This is a genomic window from Vibrio sp. SSH13-20, from assembly GCF_040104475.1.
In the GTDB taxonomy this organism is placed as follows: Bacteria; Pseudomonadota; Gammaproteobacteria; order Enterobacterales; family Vibrionaceae; genus Vibrio; species Vibrio harveyi.
This window is the reverse complement of the sequence record NZ_JBECOU010000002.1, coordinates 393,593-418,230: the sequence shown is the minus strand read 5'-3', so window position 1 is coordinate 418,230 and position 24,638 is coordinate 393,593. Positions and strand designations below refer to the sequence as shown.

Below are 24,638 nucleotides of genomic sequence, written 5' to 3'. Positions count from 1 at the left end.
CGCATAGTGCGAGGCTTTAAGGTTCTTAATGTGGTCGACTTAGTAGTAATCGCGAATCAGAACTTCTGCAATTTGAACTGCGTTGGTTGCTGCGCCTTTACGAACATTATCGGCAACAACCCATAGATTCACGCCACTGTGATGGCTGATATCGTTACGAATACGACCAACCATTACATGGTCTTTGCCGCCCGCATCACGAACTTGTGTTGGGAAGTCTTCACCGTGGAATACTTCAATACCATCTGTTTGCTCAAGTAAGTTAATCACTTCTTGTGCATCGATTGGTGAGCGAGTCTCAATATGAACCGCTTCTGCGTGACCATAGAATACAGGTACGCGTACACAAGTTGGGTTTACTGTGATTGATGGGTCGTTAAAGATCTTTTGCGTTTCCCACACCATTTTCATTTCTTCTTTGGTGTAGCCGTTTTCCATCATCTGGTCGATTTGTGGAATACAGTTAAACGCGATCTGTTGAGAGAATTGCTTCTTGTCAGCAGGTAGACCATTTAGTAGCTTCGCTGTTTGACCTGCTAGCTCATCAATACCCGCTTTACCTGCACCCGATACAGATTGGTAAGTTGAAACGTTAATACGTTCAATGCCCACTGCATCATGAATTGGTTTTAGTGCCACCAGCATTTGGATGGTTGAACAGTTCGGGTTTGCAATGATATTGCGGTTACGAAATTCTGCAATCGCTTCTGGGTTTACTTCTGGCACAACCAAAGGAATGTCATATTCGTAACGGAAGTTCGACGTGTTATCGATAACGATAACACCTTCATCAGCGGCAATTGGTGCCCATTTTGCTGACAGTTCGCCACCAGCAGAGAACAGTGCGATGTGCGCTTGAGACCAATCGAATTCTTCTACGTTTTGAACACGTACCGTTTTACCATTGAAGCGGTAAGTCTTGCCTTCACTACGCTCACTCGCAAGTAGGAAGATTTCACCTACCGGGAATTTGCGCTCTTGAAGCACTTCCAAAATTGTTTCACCGACCGCACCGGTCGCACCTAATACGGCAACATTGTATTGCTGGCTCATTGACTTACCTCAACCTGAAAACCTAGTTCTGCTAATGGTGCAAGATTGCATGTTTCGTTACCCATTAGCGTGACAGCGCTGTACTCGCGGCGATCCCAGTAGTTTTTACGCATCAGGTCAAAAGAGCCTGGCTTACTGATTTCGCGGCGGAAAAGAGCGTCATCTTTACGCACATCATAGATTAACTGCGTGATGTTGTGCAGCGTTGCTTCATCCCATGCTCTGTCCAATACCATAGTAGGAACAGGCGCGGTTGGCAGTAAATCGCTGGCATGCGCACGTAATTCGTTATTTAAGAACTCACAGTAGCTATTGAAAATCATTGTTGTACCGCGAGCTTTCCCTTCCAGACCATAGCCTGCAACGTGAGGGGTTGCGAATGCTAGCAGAGGCAGAAGCTCCATATCAACCTCTGGTTCAAACTCAAACACATCGAGTGCCGCTGTAAAGCCGTCGTTTTTCAGTAAACGTTGCTTTAGCGCTTGGTTGTCAACGACCGGACCGCGCGCGGCATTGATAAGAATTTGATCGCTACGAAGACCATTTAGCACTGCCTCATCAATCAGGTGATGCGTTGGATGTGGACCATCTTTAGTGATAGGCGTATGCAGCGTAATGATGTCAGAACGTTCGATCAGCTCGGCTAGCGGAGTGAAGCTGCGAGAATCACCCTCTTCTTGTTTAAATGGATCATTGATGAGCACGTTTATGCCCATGCCTTTCAAACATTTTTCAAGGTAGCTACCGACTTGACCCGCGCCAATAATACCAACGGTTTTATCGAAAACTGAGAAGCCTTGTTGTTGTGCTAGCACCATCATGACGCTGAACGCGTACTCGGCAACACCAACTTTGTTACAACCAGGTGCTGCGGTGAAGAAAATACCTTTCTCTTGCAATAGCGCTTGATCAACATGATCCATACCTGCCGTTGCTGTACCAACGAACTTCAGCTTGTTTGCTTTGCTGATCAGTTCTGCGTTTACTTTGGTAACTGAGCGAATCATTAGCGCGTCGACATCGACTAAATCATCGGCTGTCAGTGTACGACCAGGTTTTAGAATCACTTCACCGAGTTGGCTGAATAGCTCTTCAGCGTACGGCATATTTTCATCAACAATAATTTTCATAGCGCCAGCGTTTAACATCCATTTGTATGAGTTCGTTTATTCGCAAGATGCGAAGCTAAAGCGATTGTGCCCTTTTCTTGAAAAATCTCAACAACTATACCCAAGTGACTTTCCTAAACAGGTTTCAGAAAAGAAAAAGCCCGGCTAAATTAGCCGGGCAAAGTTCCAGAACAAAAGGATCCTATCCCGCTCTCCTTGGGATAGAGTCTGCGTCTGTTCGATCAGTTTGACTGATCAAGCTCTGGAAACTGGTTTGTCGGTCCGTTGACGCCATTTGAGAAAACCATAGTGACATTCCGACCAACAAATTCAGTTAGCTTTGAGTCGCTTACGCTTGGTACTTTTTGATTACCAATGTCGCGTTTGTACCACCAAAACCAAAGCTGTTTGACATAACCGTCGTTAACTCAGCTTCACGAGCTTCCGTTACGATGTCTAGACCTTGTGCTGCTTCATCCAAGTTAGAGATGTTCACACTTGGGGCAATGAAGTTGTTGTCTAGCATTAGCGTTGAGTAAATCGCTTCGTGAACGCCAGCTGCACCTAGTGCGTGACCTGTCATTGCTTTTGTCGCAGAGATTGCTGGGCTGTTATCACCGAATAGTTCTTGGATAGCGCCTAGCTCTTTCACGTCACCTACTGGAGTAGAAGTGCCGTGGGTATTGATGTAGTCGATAGCATCAACATCTTGCATTGCCATCTTCATACAACGAACGGCGCCTTCACCTGATGGTGCTACCATGTCGTAGCCATCAGAAGTCGCACCGTAACCTACGATCTCACCGTAGATTTTCGCGCCACGAGCTAGAGCGTGCTCTAGTTCTTCGATAACTAGCATGCCGCCGCCACCAGAGATTACGAAACCGTCACGGTCTGCATCGTAAGTACGAGATGCTTTGTCTGGTGTTTCGTTGTATTTAGTTGATAGTGCGCCCATCGCATCAAACATCATAGTTTGAGACCAATCTAGCTCTTCACCACCACCTGCAAAAACGATGTCTTGTTTACCAAGTTGGATAAGCTCCATCGCGTGACCGATACAGTGTGCAGACGTTGCACAAGCTGAGCTCATTGAGTAGTTCACGCCACGAATCTTAAATGGTGTTGCAAGACACGCTGATACTGTTGAAGACATAGTACGTGGAACCATGTATGGACCTACGCGTTTTACGCCTTTTGCACGCATCGTGTCAGTTGCTACTGTTTGGTTTAATGCAGAAGCACCACCAGAACCAGCAACGATACCTGTACGATCGTTTGAAACTTGTTCTTCAGATAGACCAGCGTCTTCAATTGCCTGCTGCATTGATAGGTATGCATAAGCAGCCGCATCACCCATAAAGCGCATCTGCTTACGGTCAATAAATTCTGCTGGGTTGATTTTCAGATCACCCCATACCTGCGAACGCAGACCGTTTTCTTTAAACTGCTCAGACGCAGTGATGCCAGATTTGCCCGCTTTAAGAGACGCTAGAACTTCTTCGACGTTGTTACCGATACTTGAAACAATACCCATACCGGTGATTACGACTCGTTTCATTATGACATTCCTATAATTCAAAAATCCGCTAGATAATAACTAAGATAGTCAACAAAAGTGGTCAGCTTTCCCAGAAATTCGTACAATCGCCGAATTCTAACCGCGCCAAATCACATATTTGCACCATTATGACTTCGATTAAAAACGCAGAACTTGGTTGGAACGAAGCTGGTACACCGGTTTCTGACCAATTTGATGATGTTTATTTCTCCAACGTAAACGGTCTCGAAGAGACGCGTTACGTGTTCCTCAAACAAAATCATCTACCAGAAAGATGGCAGGAATTTGACCAAAGACGTTTTGTTATTGGTGAAACCGGATTTGGCACAGGATTGAACTTCTTAGCCGTGTGGCAATGGTTTACCGAATTTCGTCGCGAATATCCAGAGGCAACCCTAAAAGAATTACATTTTGTTAGCTTTGAGAAGTACCCACTAAGCAAAGCTGATTTAGAAAAAGCGCATCAATCATGGCCAGAATTGGCAGAGTTTGCCGAAAAACTGCAACAGCACTATCCAGCCGCAGTGCCTGAGTGTCATCGCATTGTTTTAGAAGACGGCGCTATCACACTCGATCTTTGGTTTGGCGATATCAAAGACTGCATGCCGCTTGTTCCTTATGAAGAGCAAGGCTTGATTGATGCTTGGTTCTTAGATGGTTTTGCACCGAGCAAAAACCCAGAAATGTGGAACCAAAACCTATTCAACGGCATGGCAAAATTGGCGAAACAGGATTGTACGGTCGCAACCTTTACGGCAGCGGGTTTTGTGCGTCGCGGCTTAAACGAAGCGGGCTTTGCAATGAAAAAAGTCAAAGGCTTCGGCACCAAACGTGAAATGATTGCAGGTTCGATGGAGCAGCGTGAAGCGCATTCAAACCACCTACCTTGGTTTAACCGCACTGCCTCGACCAATCATGATTCCATCGCGATTATTGGTGGCGGTATCGCTAGCGCGGCTTTGGCTAAAACGCTGATTCGTCGCGGTCAAAATATCACGCTTTACTGCAAAGACGCTCAACCTGCAGAAGGCGCATCAGGCAACCGCCAAGGCGCAGTGTACCCATTATTAAATGGTCCACACAAAGGCGTTTCTCGTGTATTCGCTCCGGGCTTTTTGTTTGCCCGTCAGTTTGTTGACCAAGCAGCGCAAGATATCCAATTTGATCACGATTGGTGCGGCATTACTCAGCTGATGTGGGATGACAAATCTGCAGATAAATTAGAGAAAATGCTTGCTGGCAATTTCACACCAGAGTTAATTCATAAACTATCTGCTGAAGAGACCGCAGAGAAGATAGGCTTGCCGATTGATATGGCATCGGTTCACTATCCTCTTGGCGGTTGGTTATGCCCTGCTGAACTCACGCGAGGCTTGATAGCTCAATTGGATAAAACAGAACTTTTTGAAGCGAAGTTCGAGCATCAAGTCGAGTCGCTCACTTGGGACAAAGTGCGCAAGGTTTGGATATTGAAAACGAACGGTCAAAGCTTTGAACATTCAACTGTAGTGGTTGCTAATGGCAGTGAGTTCCAAACACTAAGCCAAACCGCTGATTTACCAATGGGTCAGGTAAAAGGTCAAGTTAGCCACGCACCAGCGACAGAAACTTTGTCCAAGCTGAAAACGGTACTGTGTTACGACGGTTACATGACACCTGTTAACCCGAATAATCAGCACCTATGTATCGGTGCAAGCTACGACCGCAGCCACCTCGATTACGAGTTTGACGAGGATGCGCAAAAAGACAACGCTGAGAAATTGGTGAAGTGCCTGCCGAACCAAACTTGGACGAAAGAGGTGGATACCTCTGGTAACTTGTCACGCCAAGGTATTCGCTGTGTTAGCCGTGACCACCTTCCGTTTGTAGGGAACGTAGGCGACTTTGAAACCATCAAAACGCAATATGCGGATCTGCAAAATCAACAAGAGCAAGACGTTGACGCGATTCACCAGTTCCCTAACCTATTCTGTTTCCTAGGTTTAGGCTCTCGTGGTTTGAGCTCAGCACCTCTAATGGCAGAAGTGTTGGCTTCACAAATCTGTGGCGATCCGTTACCACTGCCTGTTGATGTCCTGACTGAGCTGCACCCTAGCCGTATGTGGGTAAGAAAGCTACGTAAAGGGAAGGCAATTACTGAGTTGTAACGTTTTTCGAGTGTGTAAAGAACCCCTCCTATCCTCCCCCTTAAAAAAGGGGAGGAACAAGTTCTTAACCCCGCTATAGTCCTTCCGTCTTTCCAGAAGGAGCAAGTTGCGAACTCCGCACTGATCTTTCCCTTTCTAACGGGGGAATTAGAGGGGGTTACAAGTGTTTAATTCAACGCCGCCACGGCCGCTTTCACCTGCTCTACAATTTCCGCATTACGGAACTCACCCGCTTCCAAATCAAAGTTATCGTAGAAGCTTGGAATAGATTGCGATGCTTTCACTTCAGCACCAAAGTAAGGCGCAGAGCCTGTTGCCGCAGCGAGTACCGTTTGTGCACCACCAGGACCAGGTGAAGTCGCTAAGTACACCGCCGGTTTATTTTGGAATACGTTGCGATCGATGCGTGTCGCCCAATCGAATAAATTCTTATATGCTGCTGGGTAAGAGCCATTATGCTCAGCAAAAGAAATCACCAAAGCGTCTGCTGTTGCGATGTCAGCAAGAAACGCTTTTGCACCCTCTGCCTGACCAATTTCCTTCTCTTTGTCTTCGCTGAACAAAGGAACATCGTAGCTATTGAGATCTAACACTTGCACGTCTGCACCTTCAACAAGATTGGCAGCGTAAGTCGCGAGAGTTTTATTGATAGAGGTAGAGCTAGTAGAAGCGCCGAATGCGATAATTTTCATGGTTGTAGTCCTTTGTTCACGTTTTGTACTAACAAGAGTAAGAGGTGAACGAGCGTGCTACAACCACAAAAATTTTAAGGAGAGATTCGAAAATTTCGAAGGAGTTTAATTCAACTCTTTTTGCTTCAACCAGAGGTTTAGCGCAACCTGTCGAAGCTTATAAAAACTGATGGTGGCTTAAGCTTGTGCTTGAAGCTCTTGCCATAGATCGCTCACGATCACGCGATCGGCTGGCGTTAGTTCTGAACGTGCTTCTTCAAGACTGTTTTCGATGCGAGATTTCAACTCAGCCACATCGTTAATGCCTTCTTCTTCACACGCCGCCGCAGACAGAGAAATGTGACCACGTAAATAACCACCAGCAAACAATTCATCATCCGATGCGGTTTCAATGCGTGCATCAATCAATTCTAGTAGTTTTTCTTCAAATTCAATAATCATGGAGCTTCTCTGAGGTTATTTAACGATAAAGTCAGATGGTTCCAGCGGCTTGGTTTGGTAAAAGGCACGCAAGGCATCCGATAGCATTTGTACGCGCGGCGGAAGACCGTTTTCTAAAATACCCATTACTTCATTGTGCACTTTGTGCATAAAACCAAGACGATCTGGTTCAAAATCGCCGTGTAGATTGTCACAACTAACGTTAAAAGGGAAGTCAGCACTTTTCGCGAGAATCCACTCATAAGCTTGGGGGCGAACTTCAACTTTTTCGAACTCAGCTTGAACCTCTGTTGTACGACCATCTGGCTCGTACCAGTAACCAAAATCTTCTAGCAAGCGGCGCTCTGGTCCTGCTACACACCAATGGGCAATCTCGTGTAGTGCTGACGCGTAAAAGCCACGAGCAAAAATAATCCGATGATGTGGGTGCGCTTCGTCAGCCGGTAAGTAGATAGGCTCATCACCACCAAGTTCTAATTTGGTATTAAAAGACTCAATAAACGTGTCGTTGAAGATGGTGATAAGGTCTTGATATTCGTGATTCATCATCGATTCTGTAATTCAAATTGATATGCGGTGCGCATTGTCGCTGTTTTTCTTACACAGGTAAAGCCACACAACATGTTTGGTTATTAGCTGAGTTAATCTGAAAGTCGCTTTCTCCATACAATTTCTCATTCGTCACAGATCACATTTCCCACTACACTCACGCCTTATTTTTACGCTTAATGATGGCGACTTCAACGCTACTTAAAGCGAGATTCTTTTTGGATTTAAGCCTATCCCCAAGGCTTAGATCTTGTTGGTAAGTTTTGCTGCTGTTTTCCTTAACCTCAAGGACATAACAGAGCCCTTTTATTTGAGTGTCCCCTTATGCTGCTAAGTGTGTTGTATATCATTGGTATCACGGCTGAAGCCATGACTGGTGCATTGAGTGCTGGTCGAAGAAAAATGGATTGGTTTGGTGTTATGTTGGTAGCCAGTGCAACGGCAATCGGCGGCGGTACAGTACGCGACATTTTGCTAGGTCACTACCCATTAGGTTGGGTAAAGAATCCTGAATTCTTAGCAATTACATGCGTTGCGGGTGTACTGACAACTGGCTTGGCGAAGTGGGTAATCAAGCTGAAAGGTCTGTTCATTCGTTTGGATGCGCTAGGCTTGATCGTATTTAGCATCATCGGCACCAAGGTAGCGATTGGCATGGGCTTACACCCTGGCATTTGTATGGTGTCAGCACTTGTAACTGGCGTATTTGGTGGTCTGCTACGTGATTTGATTTGTCGTCAAACGCCGCTTGTGCTGCATGAAGAGCTTTACGCCTCTGTAGCACTTATCGCATCAGGTTTGTACCTAGCGTTACTTGAGTTCAACGTACCGGACGTAACCGCAACGATTGTGACTCTGATTACTGGTTACATGTTGCGTATGGCGGCAGTACGCTTTAAATGGCGCTTGCCTTCATTCCACTTGGAAACCGAAGGGTCGATTCACTGATTCAAATAGAAACCTATTAAAAGACATGAAAAAGGCTGCTCATTGAGCAGCCTTTTGTGTTTCTATCGAGTTAAGCTTCAAACTTAAATCTTTGGAGTCTCGGTTTGTACGCCATGGTTTTGACCACGGTGGCGTAGCAAATGGTCCATAACGACAATAGCCAGCATCGCTTCTGCGATAGGCACAGCGCGGATACCCACACAAGGGTCATGACGACCTTTAGTGATCAGCTGAGTTGGTTCACCTTCTTTAGTGATAGTCTCACCTGGCACCGTAATGCTTGAGGTTGGCTTAAGCGCGATGTTTGCAACAATCTCTTGACCAGTAGAGATACCGCCAAGAATGCCGCCCGCGTGGTTACTACCAAAGCCTTCTGGTGAAAGCGTATCACGGTGCTCGCTGCCTTTTTGGTTTACCACATCAAAACCGTCACCGATTTCCACGCCTTTCACCGCATTGATGCTCATTAACGCGTGCGCGATGTCTGCATCCAAACGATCAAATACAGGCTCACCAAGACCAACAGGCACGTTGGTTGCCACGACCTGAATTTTAGCGCCGATAGAGTCGCCTTCTTTTTTCAGATCACGGATAAGTTGATCAAACGCTTCCACTTTGTCTACATCTGGGCAGAAGAACGCGTTGTTTTCGATTTCATTCCAATCCACTTTATCGATTGAAACGTCACCCATTTGCGATAAGTAAGCGCGGATTTCTACACCGAACTCGTCTTTTAGGTATTTCTTAGCGATTGCACCAGCCGCCACACGCATTGCCGTTTCACGAGCAGACGAACGGCCGCCACCTCGATAGTCGCGCACACCGTATTTTTGGTGGTAAGTGTAATCAGCGTGTCCTGGACGGAACTTGTCTTTGATGTCTGAGTAGTCTTTAGAACGTTGGTCTGTGTTCTCGATCATCAGACCAATTGAAGTACCTGTGGTTTTACCTTCAAAAACGCCAGAAAGAATTTTTACTTCGTCCGGTTCACGACGTTGGGTAGTGTAACGTGATGTGCCAGGACGGCGACGGTCGAGATCCGTTTGCAGATCTGCCTCAGTGATTTCCAAACCTGGAGGGCATCCGTCTACGATACATCCTAGTGCGATACCGTGACTTTCTCCGAATGTCGTTACTCGGAAATGTTGTCCGATACTGTTTCCTGCCATTACTTCCTCAAGTTCTTGTCGCCACGCTCTCCATGAGCGCAACTGCTTTTCAATTCTTCGTGGAATCATAGTGGCGGTATTACGTTTTGATGTAAAGCCCGATTTGGTGGAAAAAACAAAACAGCCGAAATTTTCCAAGCTCAGTGCGAAGCGGATAAAAAAACACCGAGCACTGGGCTCGGTGTTTTCATTGTTTATTCGAATGGTTTATTTCGACAGACTTAGTCTTTGTACAGTTTGAACTCTTCTGCACACTCAACCAATTGGTCACGCGTTAGCATGAATACGCCGTGACCGCCGTTCTCGAACTCAATCCAAGTGAATGGAATTTGAGGGTACTGTTCCATCATGTGAACCATTGAGTTACCGACTTCACAAACAAGAATACCATCGTCTGTTAGGTAGTCTGGTGCGTTAGCAAGAATACGACGAACCAGTTTTAGACCGTCAGTACCAGCAGCTAGACCTAGTTCAGGCTCGTGCGTGAACTCGTCTGGCAGGCTGTTCATGTCTTCTTCATCCACGTAAGGTGGGTTCGACACGATCAGGTTGTATTTCTCTTTTGGAAGATCGCGGAACAAGTCAGAGCGGATTGGGAATACTTGTTGCTCCATGCCATGATCTTGTACGTTTTGCTCAGCCACTTGTAGAGCGTCTGTAGAGATGTCGATCGCGTCAACTTCTGCTTCAGGGAAAGCGTGCGCACAAGCAATCGCGATACAACCAGAACCCGTACATAGGTCCATGATGCGCGTAGGCTCTTCCACCAACCAAGGTTGGAATTCCGCTTGAATCAGTTCACCGATTGGAGAACGTGGCACAAGTACACGCTCATCAACGAAGAACTCAAGACCGCAGAACCATGCTTTGTTCGTTAGGTATGCAGTTGGTGTACGCTCGTTGATGCGTTTTACTACGCGCTCAACGATACGCAGACGCTCGCTTGTCGTAAGGCGAGAGTTCAATACGTGCGGAGGCACATCAATCGGCAAGTATAATGTTGGCAGGATAAGCTGAACTGCTTCATCCCACGCATTATCAGTGCCATGACCGTAAAACAGGTTAGCGGCGTTAAAGCGGCTTACCGTCCAACGAATCATATCTTGAAGGGTATGGAGCTCCGATACCGCCTCTTCTACAAAAATCTTATCCAAAATTGCCTCCGAAAAGCGCTACAATACTGCCATAAATTGTAAAAACGAAATTGTTTACCTAATGAGCAAAAAAGACACCGAACACGATGACGATTTCGCCTTGTTTCAGGATGCAGTACAGGGCGTAAAAAAGTTGCGACAGGATACCATAATCCAGCAACCAAAAAAAAATTCTAAACAAAAAGAAATCAAACGCTCAAACCGTGAAGCGAGTGATTCTGAGTTTTACTTTTCTGATGAGTTTGTTCCGCTTCTTAATGAAGAGGGACCAACTCGTTATGCGCGTGACGATGTCTCCACTTATGAAGTGAAACGTCTTCGTCGTGGCGTGTACGTGCCTGACGTCTTCTTAGACATGCACGGCATGACACAGCAAGAAGCCAAGCGAGAACTCGGTGCGATGATCGCGTACTGCGTGAAAAACGAAATCCACTGTGCGTGTGTACAACACGGCATCGGTAAGCACATTCTGAAGCAGAAAGCGCCGCTTTGGTTAGCTCAACACCCAGACGTAATGGCATTCCACCAAGCGCCTCTAGAGTTTGGCGGCGATGGTGCCCTACTGGTGCTGCTGTCTATTCCAGAAAAATAACTCACCAACTTCGAGAAGTACTTCTCGAACGAGCAAGAACGACAAAGGCAGGTTAATCCTGCCTTTTTGTTTTTCTCGAGCCATCATCCCGAGAGGTTTTGCTCTATGGCGTGATATGCCAAAGCACTTCACCGCGTTGTGTTTGCGGATCAAATTCGATGCACACCAAGCCAGATGTTGGAAACATTGGTGGCGTCATGTCTTTCACAAATTCCGAGGTAAGGTAGCCCACCAGCGGCAAGTGCGACACAAACAATAGAGATTCAAGCTTCTCAACTTCAATCAACGCATTAGCGAAATCAAACACTTGGTCGGATTGACCGTAAGGCGTGATGTCTTCACACGTTTCGATGCTCTTAGCCGAAAAGTGTGCACTGATTTCTTGCCAAGTTTGCTGCGCTCGAATGTACGGGCTCACCAGTACTTTGTCGAATTGAGCAAAACCTTGCTCTTTACATGCTCGGGCAACTGCTTCCGATTCAGTTCTGCCTCTTGGGGTCAGTTGTCTTTCTGCGTCGGTGTTCGCAAAATGCTCAGCTTCACCGTGACGCAAGATAAATATTTTCATGTTATTTCCTAGGGATAGCTAACGCTACCAAAAGGTTGACTGCTATCTTTATACGGATAGCGGGCTAACTTTAATAATGTCGAAACAAAAATACTGATATAATTATCGGTTCATTATACCAATTCGCTTGCTAAAGATAGCGACTTTCTTAACAATCTATTAAAAAGAATATACTCAGTTCATCACATTCTACGATGAAGTTATGAACTCAGTGCATTCCTTCAAATAGCTCGAACCCCATAGCAATTTGCTGATGGGCTTATGCAGTACTCTTACGAATAACAAAAATGCGGCAAGCAGTATTTGTCGAAGCGCAAACTTTGCGCCTCCCCACTCGGGGATCATAATTACTGTAATGCGAAATCTGGAGACGCATCGTGCACCTAAGTCCAAACGATTCAAATCAATACCGCTACATTACATTGAGTAATGCCCTGCGCGTGTTGCTGATTCATTCCGACACGGCTCAACAGTCGGCAGCAGCCCTAGCAGTAAACGTTGGACACTTCGATGATCCGATGGATCGCCAAGGTCTGGCACACTATCTAGAACACATGCTTTTTTTGGGTACGGAAAAATACCCTAAAGTAGGCGAGTTTCAAAGTTATATTAGTCAACATGGTGGCACCAACAACGCTTGGACGGGCACCGAGCACACCTGTTTCTTCTTCGATGTCACACCAACTGCTTTTGAAACTGCACTTGATCGCTTCAGCCAATTCTTTACCGCACCACTGTTTAACGAAGAAGCGTTAGACAAAGAACGCCAAGCGGTCGACTCCGAATACAAGCTCAAACTGAACGACGATTCTCGCCGTCTGTATCAAGTCAACAAAGAAGTCATCAACCCAGAGCACCCGTTTTCAAAATTTTCTGTCGGCAACTTAGATACACTTGGCGATCGCGATGGCAAATCCATCCGCGACGAGATAGTTGAATTTCACCACTCACAGTATTCCGCTGATTTGATGACGCTGACTTTGTTTGGTCCGCAATCTCTTGATGAGCAGCAAGCGTGGGTAGAAACCATGTTTGCTGACATTCCAAATCACCAGCTACGTGGTAAGTCTATCGATGTATCTATTGGCACTGAAGAAAGCACGGGCATCTTGGTTCAAGTCGAGCCAATCAAAGAGTTCCGTAAACTGATCCTCACGTTCCCAATGCCGGGAATGGACGCGCACTATAGCGTGAAGCCCCTCTCCTACTTTGCTCACTTGTTGGGTTACGAAGGCGAAGGCAGTCTGATGCTTCAACTCAAAGAGAAAGGCTGGATTACCTCCCTCTCTGCAGGCGGCGGTGCGAGTGGCAGTAACTACCGCGACTTCACCGTAAGTTGCACCCTTACGCCAAACGGCTTGGACCATATCGATGACATCGTTCAAGCGGTATTCCAATATCTCTCTATGATCAAACAAGATGGTATGGATGAGTGGCGCTACTTGGAAAAACAAGCGGTGTTGGAATCTGCTTTTCGCTTCCAAGAGCCATCGCGCCCAATGGATTTGGTCAGCCATTTGGTGATCAATATGCAGCACTATCAACCGGAAGACACGGTTTATGGTGACTACAAAATGGCAGGCTATGATGCAGCGCTTCAACGCTCATTACTCCAATATCTTTCGGTTGAAAATGTTCGCGTTACATTGATAGCGAAAGGCTTGGAATACAACCAAACCGCAGAGTGGTACTTCACGCCCTACTCGGTAACGCCGTTCAGCGAAGAGCAGCGCCGTTTCTATCAACAAATCGACCCAAGTTGGCAATTCGTTCTCCCAGAAAAGAACCCATACATTTGCTACGAACTCGATCCAAAACCGTTTGAAAACGGTGGCTCATTGCCGGAGTTGGTGGAGGATGTAGAAGGCTTCCGTTTATGGCACTTGCAAGACGATGAATTCCGAGTACCAAAAGGTGTCGTTTACGTCGCTATCGATAGTTCACACGCTGTAGCATCACCGAAAAACATTGTAAAAACGCGCCTATGTGTTGAGATGTTCCTCGATTCTCTAGCCAAAGAGACTTATCAAGCGGAAATCGCAGGTATGGGTTACAACATGTATGCCCACCAAGGTGGCGTCACGCTGACATTATCGGGTTTTAGCCAGAAGCTGCCACAGCTGCTGGAAATGATTCTGCATCGCTTTGCTGCACGTGAGTTCAGCCCTGCTCGCTTTGAGACCATTAAGCAGCAACTATTACGCAATTGGCGGAATTCATCGCAAGATCGACCTATTTCCCAGCTTTTTAATGCGCTAACAGGTCTACTCCAACCGAACAATCCACCATTCGCAACATTGGTTGAAGCATTGGAAGAGATTGAAGTGGATGAGCTGTCAGTGTTCGTGGAATCGATTCTCGCTGAGCTACACGTTGAGATGTTTGTTTATGGCGATTGGCAGCGTCAGCAAGCTCATGACATGGCAAACACATTGAAAGACGCATTGCGCGTGAAAGAACAACGTTACGAAGAGGCGCTTCGCCCACTCGTTATGCTGGGTGAAAACGGCAGTTTCCAACGCGAAGTGAACTGTAACCAGCAAGACTCAGCAGTGGTGATTTATCATCAATGTGAAGATATCTCGCCGCGTAATATTGCACTTTACTCGCTAGCAAATCACTTAATGTCGGCAACCTTCTTCCATGAAATCCGAACTAAACAACAGTTAGGCTACATGGTTGGCACGGGGAACATGCCGCTGAACCGCCATCCGGGGATTGTGCTTTATGTGCAGTCACCGAATGCAGCACCAGCAGAACTGGTTACCTCAATCGATGAGTTTTTAAATGCGTTCTACATGGTGCTGTTAGAGCTCAATGAATACCAATGGCACAGTAGTAAACGCGGATTGTGGAACCAAATTGCAACGCCTGACACCACATTGCGCGGAAGAGCGCAGCGCCTATGGGTAGCAATTGGTAACAAAGACACCGACTTTAATCAGCGCGAAAAAGTGTTGGAAGAGCTTAAAGAGTTAACTCGCACTGACATGATTCGCTTTGTGGTCAATGAGCTTAAACCTCGTACTGCTAACCGTTTAGTGATGCATTCACAAGGCATCGCTCATGCAGACGAACCCCGTATCAATCTCGGTTTAGAAGTGGGCTCGATCGAAGAGTTTCAACTGCGTCCAAAAGACTTCGGTCTCGGGTAAATCATTGTAATTAGCACTGATACAAAAAAGGCTTGCATCACGCAAGCCTTTCTATTTTTAGCGCAAGCCATTAATCATAGAAGTTACGACCTTCACCCGCACGAGTGAGTAAGCCATCACATGGCGCGTAACGATCGCCGTATTTCGATGCAAACTCGTTCATTTTCTCAACCAATTCTTTCAAACCGAATTGATCCATGTAACGGAATGGACCACCTAGGAATGGTGGGAAACCAATACCAAAGATCGCACCGATATCACCATCGCGTGGAGAACGGATAATACCGTCGTCTAAACAGCGAACCGCTTCGTTTAGCATTGGCAACACACAACGCAGTGCAATGTCGTTGTCGCTCAGCTTAGACTCTGGCGTCAAGTTCAATAGCTTGTAGACGGACTTATCGACTTCTTTCTTCTTGCCTTTGTAGGTGTAGAAGCCTTTACCACTCTTACGACCTTTTCGACCGTCATTCAGTAGTGTGTCGAATACATCAGGACCTTTAAATCGTTCGCCCAATTCGTTAACCAAGATCGGCATGATCTTAGCACCGATATCCACACCGACTTCATCCAACAATGTGATAGGACCAACTGGGAAACCGAAGTCGAGCAACGCTCCATCAAGTTGTTCGATCGGCTCACTTGCCAGCAAGATGTGTGCAGCTTCGTTCATGTAAGGCGCAAGAATGCGGTTTACATAGAAGCCCGCTTTATCTTTCACGACGATTGGTGTCTTACCCTGCTTCTTCGCTAGTGCAACAACGGTAGAAATGGTCTCTTCTGACGTGGTTTCGTGAGGAATCACTTCCACCAATGGCATTTTCTCCACTGGGCTGAAGTAATGCAGACCGACGATGTTTTCCGGACGCTCTGCTTTTTCCGCAATTTTGTGAATTGGCAGCGAAGACGTGTTAGTCGCAAAGATGGTCTCTGGTTTTGCGTTCGCTTCAATATCCGCAACCATCGTCTGTTTCAGGTCAAGATCTTCAAACACGGCTTCGATAACCACATCAATATGGTTGAAGCTTGTGAAGTCAATGCCACCAGACAGTTGCAGCATTTTAGATTGCAGGCCCGCTTTAGAGATAATGCGGCGCTTACGCTGCTTTTCGAACAACTTGTAGTTGTAGTTCAACGCGTTAAGCACACCATCATTGCTAACGTCTTTAATACGTACTGGCACTTTCGCTTTCGCAACAGAAACATGGCTGATGCCTGCCCCCATTAGACCGCCACCCAAGACGCCAACTCGGTTGACAGCTGCAGGCTCGGCTTCCGCACCGTTTTCTTTCTTCATTTCAGTGGTAGCAAAGAAAATAGAGCGCAGTGCTTTTGATTCTGAGCTCATCACCAATTCGCCAAAGCGCTTCGCTTCAAGCTCTTGACCTTGAGCAAAACCTTTTTCAAGACCGTGCTGAATGACTTCGAGAATCGCAACCGTTGCTGGGTAGTTACCACGGGTCTTCTCATTGGTTTTCTTCGCGGCTTGCTCAAACACAAACTTACGACCTAAACCGCTGCCCGACATCAACTTCTCTTTTGTCGATTGCTTCTTCTTACCTTTGTTCTTCCCTTTTTCGATAAGCTGCTTCGCTACATCAAGAAGAATCGTCTCTGGTACACACGCATCAACAACGCCAAGTTTTTTCGCTTTCTTGGCACGCAGTTGTTTACCTGTAAGGATGAGGTCTAACGAAGGCAACAGACCAATCAGACGAGGAAGGCGCTGAGTACCACCAGAACCAGGCAACAAACCAAGTTGCACTTCAGGCAAACCAAGACGCGTCTTATCGGAATCGGTACACACACGGTAGTCACACGCTAGAGCAAGCTCTAAGCCACCACCTAGACATGGACCGTGAATCGCAGCAACAACCGGATAAGGCAGATCAGACAACTGCTGGAATAACTCTTGACCTTGCTTAGCCAATGCTTCCGCTTCGCTCGCCGTTGTGCACGCTTCAAGCATACGAACGTCGGCACCAGCAACAAAGTTATCTGGTTTTAAAGAATGAATGATCATCCCTTTCACGCCGCTGGTGTCTTTGAGTTGAGCGAAGATCTCTTTCATCTCATCTGCAAACGCCGCTTGCAACGTGTTCATTTTCTCGTTTGGCACATCGATGGCTAGCCAAGCAATGTTCTGCTCATCAATCTTTAGACTAAATGCTTTTTGCTCGCTCATTACTCAACCTCCAAAATCATTGCTGCACCAAGGCCACCTGCGGCACATGCGGTATTCAACGCAAGACCACCGCCACGACGTTTAAGCTCACGCAGCGTTTGCGTCATCATACGTGCGCCAGTTGCGGCAAATGGGTGACCATAGGCAATTGAACCGCCAAGGACGTTGAACTTATCCATGTCGATCTCACCTATCGCTTTCGAGCGACCTAGGTTTTCTTGGGCAAATTTATCAGAAGCAAACATCTTCACGTTCGCCAATGCTTGAGCAGCAAAGGCTTCGTGCATATCGATAAGCGTTAGGTCTGAAAGTTCTAGACCTGTGTTCTCCAACACTTTTGCTGTCGCGTATGTTGGTCCCATTAGCATGTCCATTTCCACACCAATGGCTGAGAATGCATAACCGCGAATGTAGCCAAGTATTTCCATACCAAGCTCTTTCGCTTTGCCTTCACGCATTAGCATCACCGCCGCACCACCATCGGTTAATGGTGTACTGTTCGCCGCTGTTACGCTGCCGTATTGACGGTCGAAAGCCGGACGCAGTTTTGCGTAGCCTTCTAATGTCGAATCATGACGAATGTTGTTATCTTCAGAGATCCACTTTTTGTAAGGTTCTGGGAAAGCCGTCATCACTTCGTCTTGGATTTTGCCGTCTTTCCAAGCTTGCGAAGCTAGAGAGTGAGAACGGTGCGCCAAAGCGTCTTGTTCTGCACGAGTAATGCCGTGTGACTTCGCCATTTGCTCAGCAGTTTGACCCATTGAAAGACCCGTCGAGTACTCAGCCACAGCCGGCGGTACTGGCATTAAATCTTTAAAGCTGAGTTTTTTGAGAATGTTGAGCTTTTGACCCAGCGTTTTGGTTTTACTTAGCGCAAGCAAGTTCGCGGCAAGTTTCTTAGAAACACCAATTGGTAAAACCGATGAAGAGTCCGCACCACCCGCGATACCAACATCAATGCTGCCCGCCATAATGCTCTCAGCAACGTTAACTGCAGCTTGGAAGCTAGTCGCGCACGCGCGAGTAACGCTGTAGGCATCAGTATGGATGTGCATTCCTGTGCCAAGCACAATTTCACGTGCAATGTTTGGCGCTTCTGGCATTTGAACTACTTGTCCAAATACCACTTGTTCGATGAGTTTCGGATCGATGTCTGTGCGAGCAAGCATTTCGCTCACTACCATTTTGCCTAAATCGACCGCTGGCACCTGGCTGAACTCAGTGCTTTGACGAGCAAAGGGGGTTCGTAGCCCTGCGACAATAGCAACACGTTCACCGTGGCGTGTTTTCACTTCCTGCTTGCCCATTGTTTCTCCTTAAATACAAGAGGTCTGACCTGATGCATTGTAATCAGTTTGTTAAATTTATCAAACATGCGTTTAAATAAACGTGAAGCGAGTAGATCTATTGCTCTAGTTCATTGATTCTTAGGCGATTAAGAATGATTAACTATAGTGAGTTAAAATGAAGAGAAGTGTGCGGAAGGTAAAATTGAAGCAAAAAAAAACCACACAAAACTGTGTGGTCGGAATATCTATAAAACAATTAACATACGCCAATTGTAAAATTAATCAGTTTCCTGATTAGGAGAAAGTAAAGTCAGCCTTCAAAAGGAAGTGTCATCTTGCTCAACATGTTAGTCGTCAATGACTAACTAGATGACAAGATGTACTATAGCCCCTTCACTGCATCAGATTTTGAAATAGATCAATTTTATGGTGATTTTATAGTTTCTGAACGTATCAAAGTACGAAAGAGTCTTGATCACTCTAAAATAGTTGCATGAAAACGCTTATTAAAACTATATAGAATAATTTATCATCACTTCAAATAAGTGCTTGATCATTGAAGAAGTATATTGTGCTGCTGCGACACTACATCTCGATGTAGTCGGATCGTTCATAAATACAATCGGTATATATGACCTCACAGAGCAAGATGGAGGCTCCTGTGGCAATATTTAAAATGTTTGGAAAGAAAAATTCCAACAGTCCGGTCAACTCTGATATGGACAGACAAAGAAAATACGAAGCTCTTGTTCGGGGCTATCACAGAGACTTGTATCGCTACGCTTACTGGTTATGCAAAGACAAGGCGATTGCAGAAGATTTGGTTCAAGAAACCTGTTTGCGCGCATGGAAGTCACTGGATAGTCTTCAAGATGAAAAGGCAGCAAAATCTTGGCTTATTACTATATTGAGACGAGAAAACGCGCGCCGCTTCGAGCGTAAACAATTTGATTTGGTTGATATCGATGACTACGGCAATGATGCTAAAGTTAGCGATGACCCACATCATCAGCAGGAATGGCTACAAGCTCAGATAATGAAGCTTGACGTCGAATACCGTGAGCCTTTGTTTCTTCAAGTTGTTGGTGGTTTCAGTGGAGAAGAAATCGGCAGCATTCTTGATCTAAACAAGAACACTGTAATGACGCGCCTTTTCCGCGCCCGTAATCAATTAAAAGAGATGTTGGATTCTCAAGATACTCAGAGAGGACAAAAAAATGGATGATTTAGAATTTCGTCGTCGTATTTTGTCGGATCCAAAACAGAAGGATGAAGAGATTCTTCAAGCTTTAGCTGAGAACGACGCTAACAGTAAGTTTGTTGATGACGTTTTGGATCTCGACCTTAAAATCAAGCAAGCCATGAATGTGGATGTGCCTGAAGATCTAGCCGACAAAATTCTGTTTAATCAAACGTCGAATGCGCTTGATAACGATAATGTGGTTAGACCGAACTTTGCTCGCAAAGCAATGGCGTTGGCTGCATCGGTTGCTTTTACTGCTGGTTTATTGGTAGGTCAAATCAACTGGGGGAACGTTATTGTCTCTCCAGCTCAAGCGAGCCTAGCAGATACCGCAATGAAACACGTGGTGGCGGAAGAGTCATTTGTACGCAACCTCGATGAGGATGTTTCAAGCAAGCAAGTAAACGCGAAAATGATGCCGTTCCATTATCAACTTAACGGTAGCTTTCCGTACCATGTTTACTACTTAAACCATTGCGGCTTTGGTGAGTCAAACGCCCTTCATATGGTTTTTCAAGGTAAAGAAGGCAAAGTAACCATGTTTGTTACTGACGTGAAGAGCGACCAGAAAGTCGATTTTGATAAAGATGGTATGAGCGGTGTTGTGAAGCCTGTGGGTAAAGCCAGCATGATTCTTGTTGGTAACAGCGGTGAAGACATCGATGCGATTGCAGCAAAACTTGCTCCAATGATGGAGCCGATGTAATAACTTCAGCGAAACGACACCACTAGCTACTAAAAAGCCGCTAAATTTCGAAATTTAGCGGCTTTTTGTTTATGAATAATACAAAAAGCATTCACGCCAACTATTGAGTTTAGAGTCAAAACTCTAAATTATGCACTTTAGATGCAATTTCCCGACATTTAGACATCATTTCTGCAATTTTTATTCAAATTTATCCAATGGTCGGATTTGTATGGTCCACTCTTAATACTACTATCTGCGCCACTGAGCAAAAGCTCAACTTATCGTCCAAAGAGACGAAACTAATAAGGAATAAAAAATGACTCAGAATACGCGTCTGTTTAAAAAGACTCTCCTAGCAGTGACGGTTGCAATGGCATCTGGTCAAGCAATGGCGGCTGGTTTCCAGCTAAACGCACAATCAGCAACTGGTATCGGTCGTGCATTCGCCGGTGATGCGGTAATTGCAGATAACGCTTCTGTAATGGCTCGCAACCCTGCGGCAATGGCTCTATTTGACAAAACTGAGCTATCTCTTGGTTTTGAAAGTATTACTTCTCTAATTGAAGTAAAAGACGTTACATATTCGGGAACATTCACTGGTCCTCAAGATGTTGCAGACACTGATGATGTCGGCGGCACTTCAATCGCTCCAAACATTCACCTTATCGTACCTGTTAATGAAAAATTTGCATGGGGTGTAAACGCATACTCAAACTTCGGTACTAAAACTGAGTTTTCAGATAGCTATGTAGCAGCAGAGTATGGCGGTCTTACTGACGTTAAAAGCTTTAACTTTGGTGTAGCTGGTTCATACCGTCTAAACGAACAATGGAGCTTCGGTGCAGGTCTAGACCTAATTTACGGTCAAGGCACAATGAAGCGCGTTGCAGGTAAAGGTTTTCCACCTATGAACATTGGACCAGTACCAGCTGCAGGTACTCCACTGTTAGACGTGGATAAAGCTGATGGCTTTGCCTTTGGTTTCAATGTTGGTACTGTGTTTGAGTTAGATGAAAACAACCGTTTTGGTCTATCTTACCGTTACAGCCCTGAGTTTGAAGCTGAAGACGACAAAGGTCAGAAGATCACACTACCTCTACCAGATATGGCTGAATTCTCAGGTTACCACAAAATTACCGACACTAAATTCGCAGTTCACTACTCTATCCAATACATTGGTTGGAGTGCGTTTGACAAAATTGAATTCGAGAACCTACAAGATTCTGTACTGACTGGCAGCTATGACAAGCCTTACGAATGGCAAGATGGTTGGCACTACTCAATCGGTGGTACTTACTACCTAAACAACGACTGGACACTACGTGCAGGCTACATGTACGACACTAGCGCACAAGATAAAGTGACTTCTATTTCAGTGCCAGACTCAGATCGTCAGTGGTTCTCTGCAGGTTTCACATACCATATCGACACCAAGTCTAACGTAGACTTTGGCTTTACTTACCTAATGGGTGATGATGTTAAAGTTAACGAGAATACAACCGTAGGTGTTGAGCTAAGTAAAATTCAAGCGACAACGCATGCAGATGCTATCCTATTCGGCTTACAATACAGCCGCAGCTTCTAAGCATCACGTAGCAAGCTAATATAAACACTCTCTATATAAAAGGCTGGAATTCCAGCCTTTTTTCTTATCTATCGTTTTACATTCACCCAATTTGGGCGCACACGTGTAATCAAAACTCACAATTATGACTCACAAGTGTTCGCTGAGTTTTTTTCACACCGCCATTACAGTTAGTTATATCCTCTAAATATATTGAAATATATAGATGATTCGCCTGAAAACACTGTTTTATTGGCTTTTCATTTCTAAAGTAATAACTCTAGACGTAAACTTTCGCCCCACGTTATAAATAACTCAGCGAACATTACAATGAAAACCAACAAGACTCTCCTATCAACAGCAGTGGCATTCGGTCTACTTAGTACTTCAAGCGTTGCAAACGCAGCAGGTTTCCAACTTGCAGAATACTCTGCGACTGGTCTAGGTCGTGCATACGCTGGTGAAGCGGCAATGGCTGATAACGCAAGTGCACAATGGCGTAACCCAGCTATGCTAACTTACCTAGAAGGCACACAAGTGTCTGTTGGCGCTATCTATGTAAACCCAAACATCGATGTTGATGGCACGTCGACTTACGTGAATGGTCCAAACGCTGCAAACTCTCATGACTTTGCACACGATGCCGTCATTCCGAACTTCTACTTTTCTCACCAATACAATGACAAATTTGCTATTGGCTTTGCCCTTGGCACTAACTACGGTATGGAAACGGACCTAGGTAAAGATTTTGCTGCAGCTAACTTTGGTAACCAAGCTAGCGTATTCTCAATGGAAGCGAACCTAAATGCAGCATACAAGCTAAACGAAAAGCTTAGTGTTGGTGGCGGTATCCGCTATGTCATGGCAGATGGCAGCTTCGGCGCAGTTATGCCACCACAGATGGGTGACAAGCTAGCAGGAACCACTCTTAAATACATGGAAGGTGACGATACGGCATGGGGCTGGCAAGTAGGCACTGCATGGCAAATCAACGCTAATAACCGTATTGGTTTTGCTTACAAATCTGAAGTAGATCTAACACTAGAAGGTTATGCAAAAGGTCTTGGTTTCAACCCAGCAGATCCAAATGCTCATAAAAATGGCTCGATGGACCTAGCTCTGCCAGCAACGGCGGAACTAGCAAGCTACCATCAGTTAAATGAACAATTAGCGATTCATGCAAGCATCAACTGGACTAATTGGAGTAGTTTTAAAGAGCTAGTAGCCGACTTCCCAGGTGAAGCATCAAATTTGATCAAAGAAGAAAACTGGGAAGATAACTACCGCTTCGCTGTAGGTACTACTTACAAACTTGACCAAAAATGGACGCTACGCTCAGGTGTTGCATACGACACTTCTGCTGTGAGTGACGAAAACCGTACAGCTACTATCCCTGAAACGGATCGTCTATGGTTAAGTATTGGTGCTGGTTACGAATGGTCTAAGAATCTAACACTAGACGCTGGCTTTACCTATATTTTTGCGAAAGATGCTTCAATGTATGAAGGTCGCACTGATGGTATGCCACCAATGAAAGATCCTGCTACATTTGGTGGAGAATTCTCTGGTGAAGTAACAGGTAACGTATGGCTAATCGGTGTTCAAGCGAACTACAAGTTCTAATCTGAACGCTATTTATCGATAAAAGAAAGTTACCGATAAAAAGAAAGGCTTGGTTTTCACCAAGCCTTTTTGTTTTTCTGTATAAAGCGATTAGAAGTCTTCTTCTAAATACTCGTCTAAGTACGCTTCTTCTTCCGCATCTACTTCATCAGTCGTACTGATTTCTGCTTTAAAGTTTTGACGTTGAATGTAAACGTCACGAGTTAATACATATGGATCAGGCGATGCTTCAAGCTGTGCTTCTTGTGGTACTAACAGAGCACGTTTTTCCATACCTTCCAGCGCCCATTTACCTAAGCCTGCCCAGAAGTTTAGGTATGAAAGTGGCAAGTACATACCATCCACAGTGTCTGTCACTTCACGCAATGTATATGGACCGTAGCCCGGCACCATAAAATATGGACCGTTACCTACACCATAGTGACCAACCACACTACTAAACTCTTTGTTGTCGTACTTGGTGATACCAGCAGCCGTTGCAACGTCAAACAGACCTAAGATACCGAATGTCGAGTTAATCCAGAAGCGGTTAAAGTGATCAACGGCTTTAGTGCCATTTCCCATAACTAGGTTATTCACCACACTCGCAGGTTCGTCTAAGTTAGCTAGGAAGTTAGCAATACCAGAGCGAATTGGCACAGGCGTGTAATCAACATACGCAAGAGACACTGGGCGAACTAAATACGGGTCAAGATAATCGTAGTTCAGTTCCCACATTGTGCGGTTGAAACTTTCCAATGGATCATAAACATCAGAAGTTGTTTGATTAGTTTCGTTTTCTTCTGTTACCGCTTCCTCGGGTGCAGTTGAACAGCCAACCAGTCCAACAGCGAACAGCAACAAGAAGATGGATTTACCCTTGTTATACATTCTACGTTCCATAACGACGATTAATACCCCTAAATGAC

At 45.5% G+C, this 24,638-nt stretch carries 20 protein-coding genes; 8 read left to right on the top strand and 12 right to left on the bottom strand.

What is annotated here, in order from left to right:
• Positions 1-39 precede the first annotated feature (39 nt).
• From ABMY42_RS07130 to fabB, 3 genes are all read right to left on the bottom strand, one after another.
• Complete coding sequence (locus tag ABMY42_RS07130) at positions 40-1,053, bottom strand: aspartate-semialdehyde dehydrogenase (protein WP_005448028.1); 1,014 nt, start codon at positions 1,051-1,053, stop codon at positions 40-42.
• Complete coding sequence (locus ABMY42_RS07125; RefSeq protein ID WP_005448026.1) at positions 1,050-2,183, bottom strand: 4-phosphoerythronate dehydrogenase; 1,134 nt, start codon at positions 2,181-2,183, stop codon at positions 1,050-1,052. Before ABMY42_RS07125 ends, ABMY42_RS07130 begins: the two co-directional genes overlap by 4 nt.
• Positions 2,184-2,511: 328 nt before the next feature.
• The gene (gene fabB / locus ABMY42_RS07120) at positions 2,512-3,723 is read right to left on the bottom strand and encodes a beta-ketoacyl-ACP synthase I (protein ID WP_005448024.1); all 1,212 of its coding nucleotides are present in this window, start codon (positions 3,721-3,723) and stop codon (positions 2,512-2,514) included.
• Between the two features lie 128 nt (positions 3,724-3,851).
• Between fabB and mnmC the strand changes: the two genes are divergently transcribed.
• Positions 3,852-5,870 carry a bifunctional tRNA (5-methylaminomethyl-2-thiouridine)(34)-methyltransferase MnmD/FAD-dependent 5-carboxymethylaminomethyl-2-thiouridine(34) oxidoreductase MnmC gene (mnmC, locus tag ABMY42_RS07115; RefSeq protein WP_349266159.1) on the top strand — a complete coding sequence of 673 codons (2,019 nt, stop codon included), beginning with the start codon at positions 3,852-3,854 and terminating at the stop codon, positions 5,868-5,870.
• A gap of 167 nt (positions 5,871-6,037) precedes the next feature.
• Here mnmC and ABMY42_RS07110 read toward each other — a convergent pair whose 3' ends face one another.
• From ABMY42_RS07110 to ABMY42_RS07100, 3 genes are all read right to left on the bottom strand, one after another.
• Entirely contained in the window at positions 6,038-6,562 is a 525-nt protein-coding gene (locus ABMY42_RS07110; protein WP_110416101.1) for an NADPH-dependent FMN reductase, read from the bottom strand.
• A gap of 177 nt (positions 6,563-6,739) precedes the next feature.
• Positions 6,740-7,003, bottom strand: a complete 264-nt coding sequence (locus ABMY42_RS07105; RefSeq protein WP_256902414.1) for a YfcL family protein — start codon at positions 7,001-7,003, stop codon at positions 6,740-6,742.
• A gap of 15 nt (positions 7,004-7,018) precedes the next feature.
• A complete protein-coding gene (locus ABMY42_RS07100) occupies positions 7,019-7,549 on the bottom strand; it encodes an elongation factor P hydroxylase (protein WP_349266212.1) in 531 nt (176 codons plus the stop codon).
• Positions 7,550-7,876: 327 nt separating this feature from the next.
• On the opposite strand from ABMY42_RS07100, the gene ABMY42_RS07095 reads away from it, so the two are divergent.
• Positions 7,877-8,500, top strand: a complete 624-nt coding sequence (locus tag ABMY42_RS07095) for a trimeric intracellular cation channel family protein (protein ID WP_005433103.1) — start codon at positions 7,877-7,879, stop codon at positions 8,498-8,500.
• Positions 8,501-8,583: 83 nt separating this feature from the next.
• On the opposite strand, the gene aroC is transcribed toward ABMY42_RS07095, so the two are convergent.
• Positions 8,584-9,669 carry a chorismate synthase gene (gene aroC, locus ABMY42_RS07090; protein WP_322851922.1) on the bottom strand — a complete coding sequence of 362 codons (1,086 nt, stop codon included), beginning with the start codon at positions 9,667-9,669 and terminating at the stop codon, positions 8,584-8,586.
• A gap of 221 nt (positions 9,670-9,890) precedes the next feature.
• Positions 9,891-10,823, bottom strand: coding sequence for a 50S ribosomal protein L3 N(5)-glutamine methyltransferase (prmB, locus tag ABMY42_RS07085; RefSeq protein ID WP_005433096.1), 933 nt, complete (start codon positions 10,821-10,823; stop codon positions 9,891-9,893).
• Between the two features lie 61 nt (positions 10,824-10,884).
• On the opposite strand from prmB, the gene smrB reads away from it, so the two are divergent.
• Positions 10,885-11,415 (top strand): endonuclease SmrB, encoded by a 531-nt coding sequence (gene smrB / locus ABMY42_RS07080; RefSeq protein WP_038896115.1) that lies wholly within the window; start codon positions 10,885-10,887, stop codon positions 11,413-11,415.
• Positions 11,416-11,518: 103 nt separating this feature from the next.
• On the opposite strand, the gene sixA is transcribed toward smrB, so the two are convergent.
• Positions 11,519-11,983: a phosphohistidine phosphatase SixA gene (sixA, locus tag ABMY42_RS07075; protein ID WP_005438776.1), complete on the bottom strand. Its 465-nt coding sequence runs from the start codon at positions 11,981-11,983 to the stop codon at positions 11,519-11,521.
• Positions 11,984-12,360: 377 nt separating this feature from the next.
• Between sixA and ABMY42_RS07070 the strand changes: the two genes are divergently transcribed.
• Positions 12,361-15,138 (top strand): insulinase family protein, encoded by a 2,778-nt coding sequence (locus ABMY42_RS07070; protein ID WP_349266158.1) that lies wholly within the window; start codon positions 12,361-12,363, stop codon positions 15,136-15,138.
• Between the two features lie 70 nt (positions 15,139-15,208).
• On the opposite strand, the gene fadJ is transcribed toward ABMY42_RS07070, so the two are convergent.
• Positions 15,209-17,323 carry a fatty acid oxidation complex subunit alpha FadJ gene (gene fadJ, locus ABMY42_RS07065; RefSeq protein ID WP_349266157.1) on the bottom strand — a complete coding sequence of 705 codons (2,115 nt, stop codon included), beginning with the start codon at positions 17,321-17,323 and terminating at the stop codon, positions 15,209-15,211.
• The gene (fadI, locus tag ABMY42_RS07060) at positions 17,323-18,630 is read right to left on the bottom strand and encodes an acetyl-CoA C-acyltransferase FadI (protein ID WP_005433092.1); all 1,308 of its coding nucleotides are present in this window, start codon (positions 18,628-18,630) and stop codon (positions 17,323-17,325) included. The genes fadJ and fadI overlap by 1 nt, the downstream gene beginning before the upstream one ends.
• Before the next feature lie 631 nt (positions 18,631-19,261).
• On the opposite strand from fadI, the gene ABMY42_RS07055 reads away from it, so the two are divergent.
• From ABMY42_RS07055 to ABMY42_RS07040, 4 genes are all read left to right on the top strand, one after another.
• Positions 19,262-19,837, top strand: a complete 576-nt coding sequence (locus ABMY42_RS07055) for a sigma-70 family RNA polymerase sigma factor (RefSeq protein ID WP_026000239.1) — start codon at positions 19,262-19,264, stop codon at positions 19,835-19,837.
• Positions 19,830-20,561, top strand: coding sequence for a DUF3379 domain-containing protein (locus ABMY42_RS07050; protein ID WP_005447994.1), 732 nt, complete (start codon positions 19,830-19,832; stop codon positions 20,559-20,561). The genes ABMY42_RS07055 and ABMY42_RS07050 overlap by 8 nt, the downstream gene beginning before the upstream one ends.
• Positions 20,562-20,859: 298 nt before the next feature.
• Positions 20,860-22,128, top strand: a complete 1,269-nt coding sequence (locus tag ABMY42_RS07045) for an outer membrane protein transport protein (protein WP_017189317.1) — start codon at positions 20,860-20,862, stop codon at positions 22,126-22,128.
• A 309-nt stretch (positions 22,129-22,437) separates the two neighbouring features.
• Complete coding sequence (locus tag ABMY42_RS07040) at positions 22,438-23,730, top strand: outer membrane protein transport protein (protein ID WP_017189316.1); 1,293 nt, start codon at positions 22,438-22,440, stop codon at positions 23,728-23,730.
• Between the two features lie 90 nt (positions 23,731-23,820).
• Here ABMY42_RS07040 and ABMY42_RS07035 read toward each other — a convergent pair whose 3' ends face one another.
• A complete protein-coding gene (locus ABMY42_RS07035; protein ID WP_009698566.1) occupies positions 23,821-24,600 on the bottom strand; it encodes a VacJ family lipoprotein in 780 nt (259 codons plus the stop codon).
• Between the last annotated feature and the right edge of the window lie 38 nt (positions 24,601-24,638).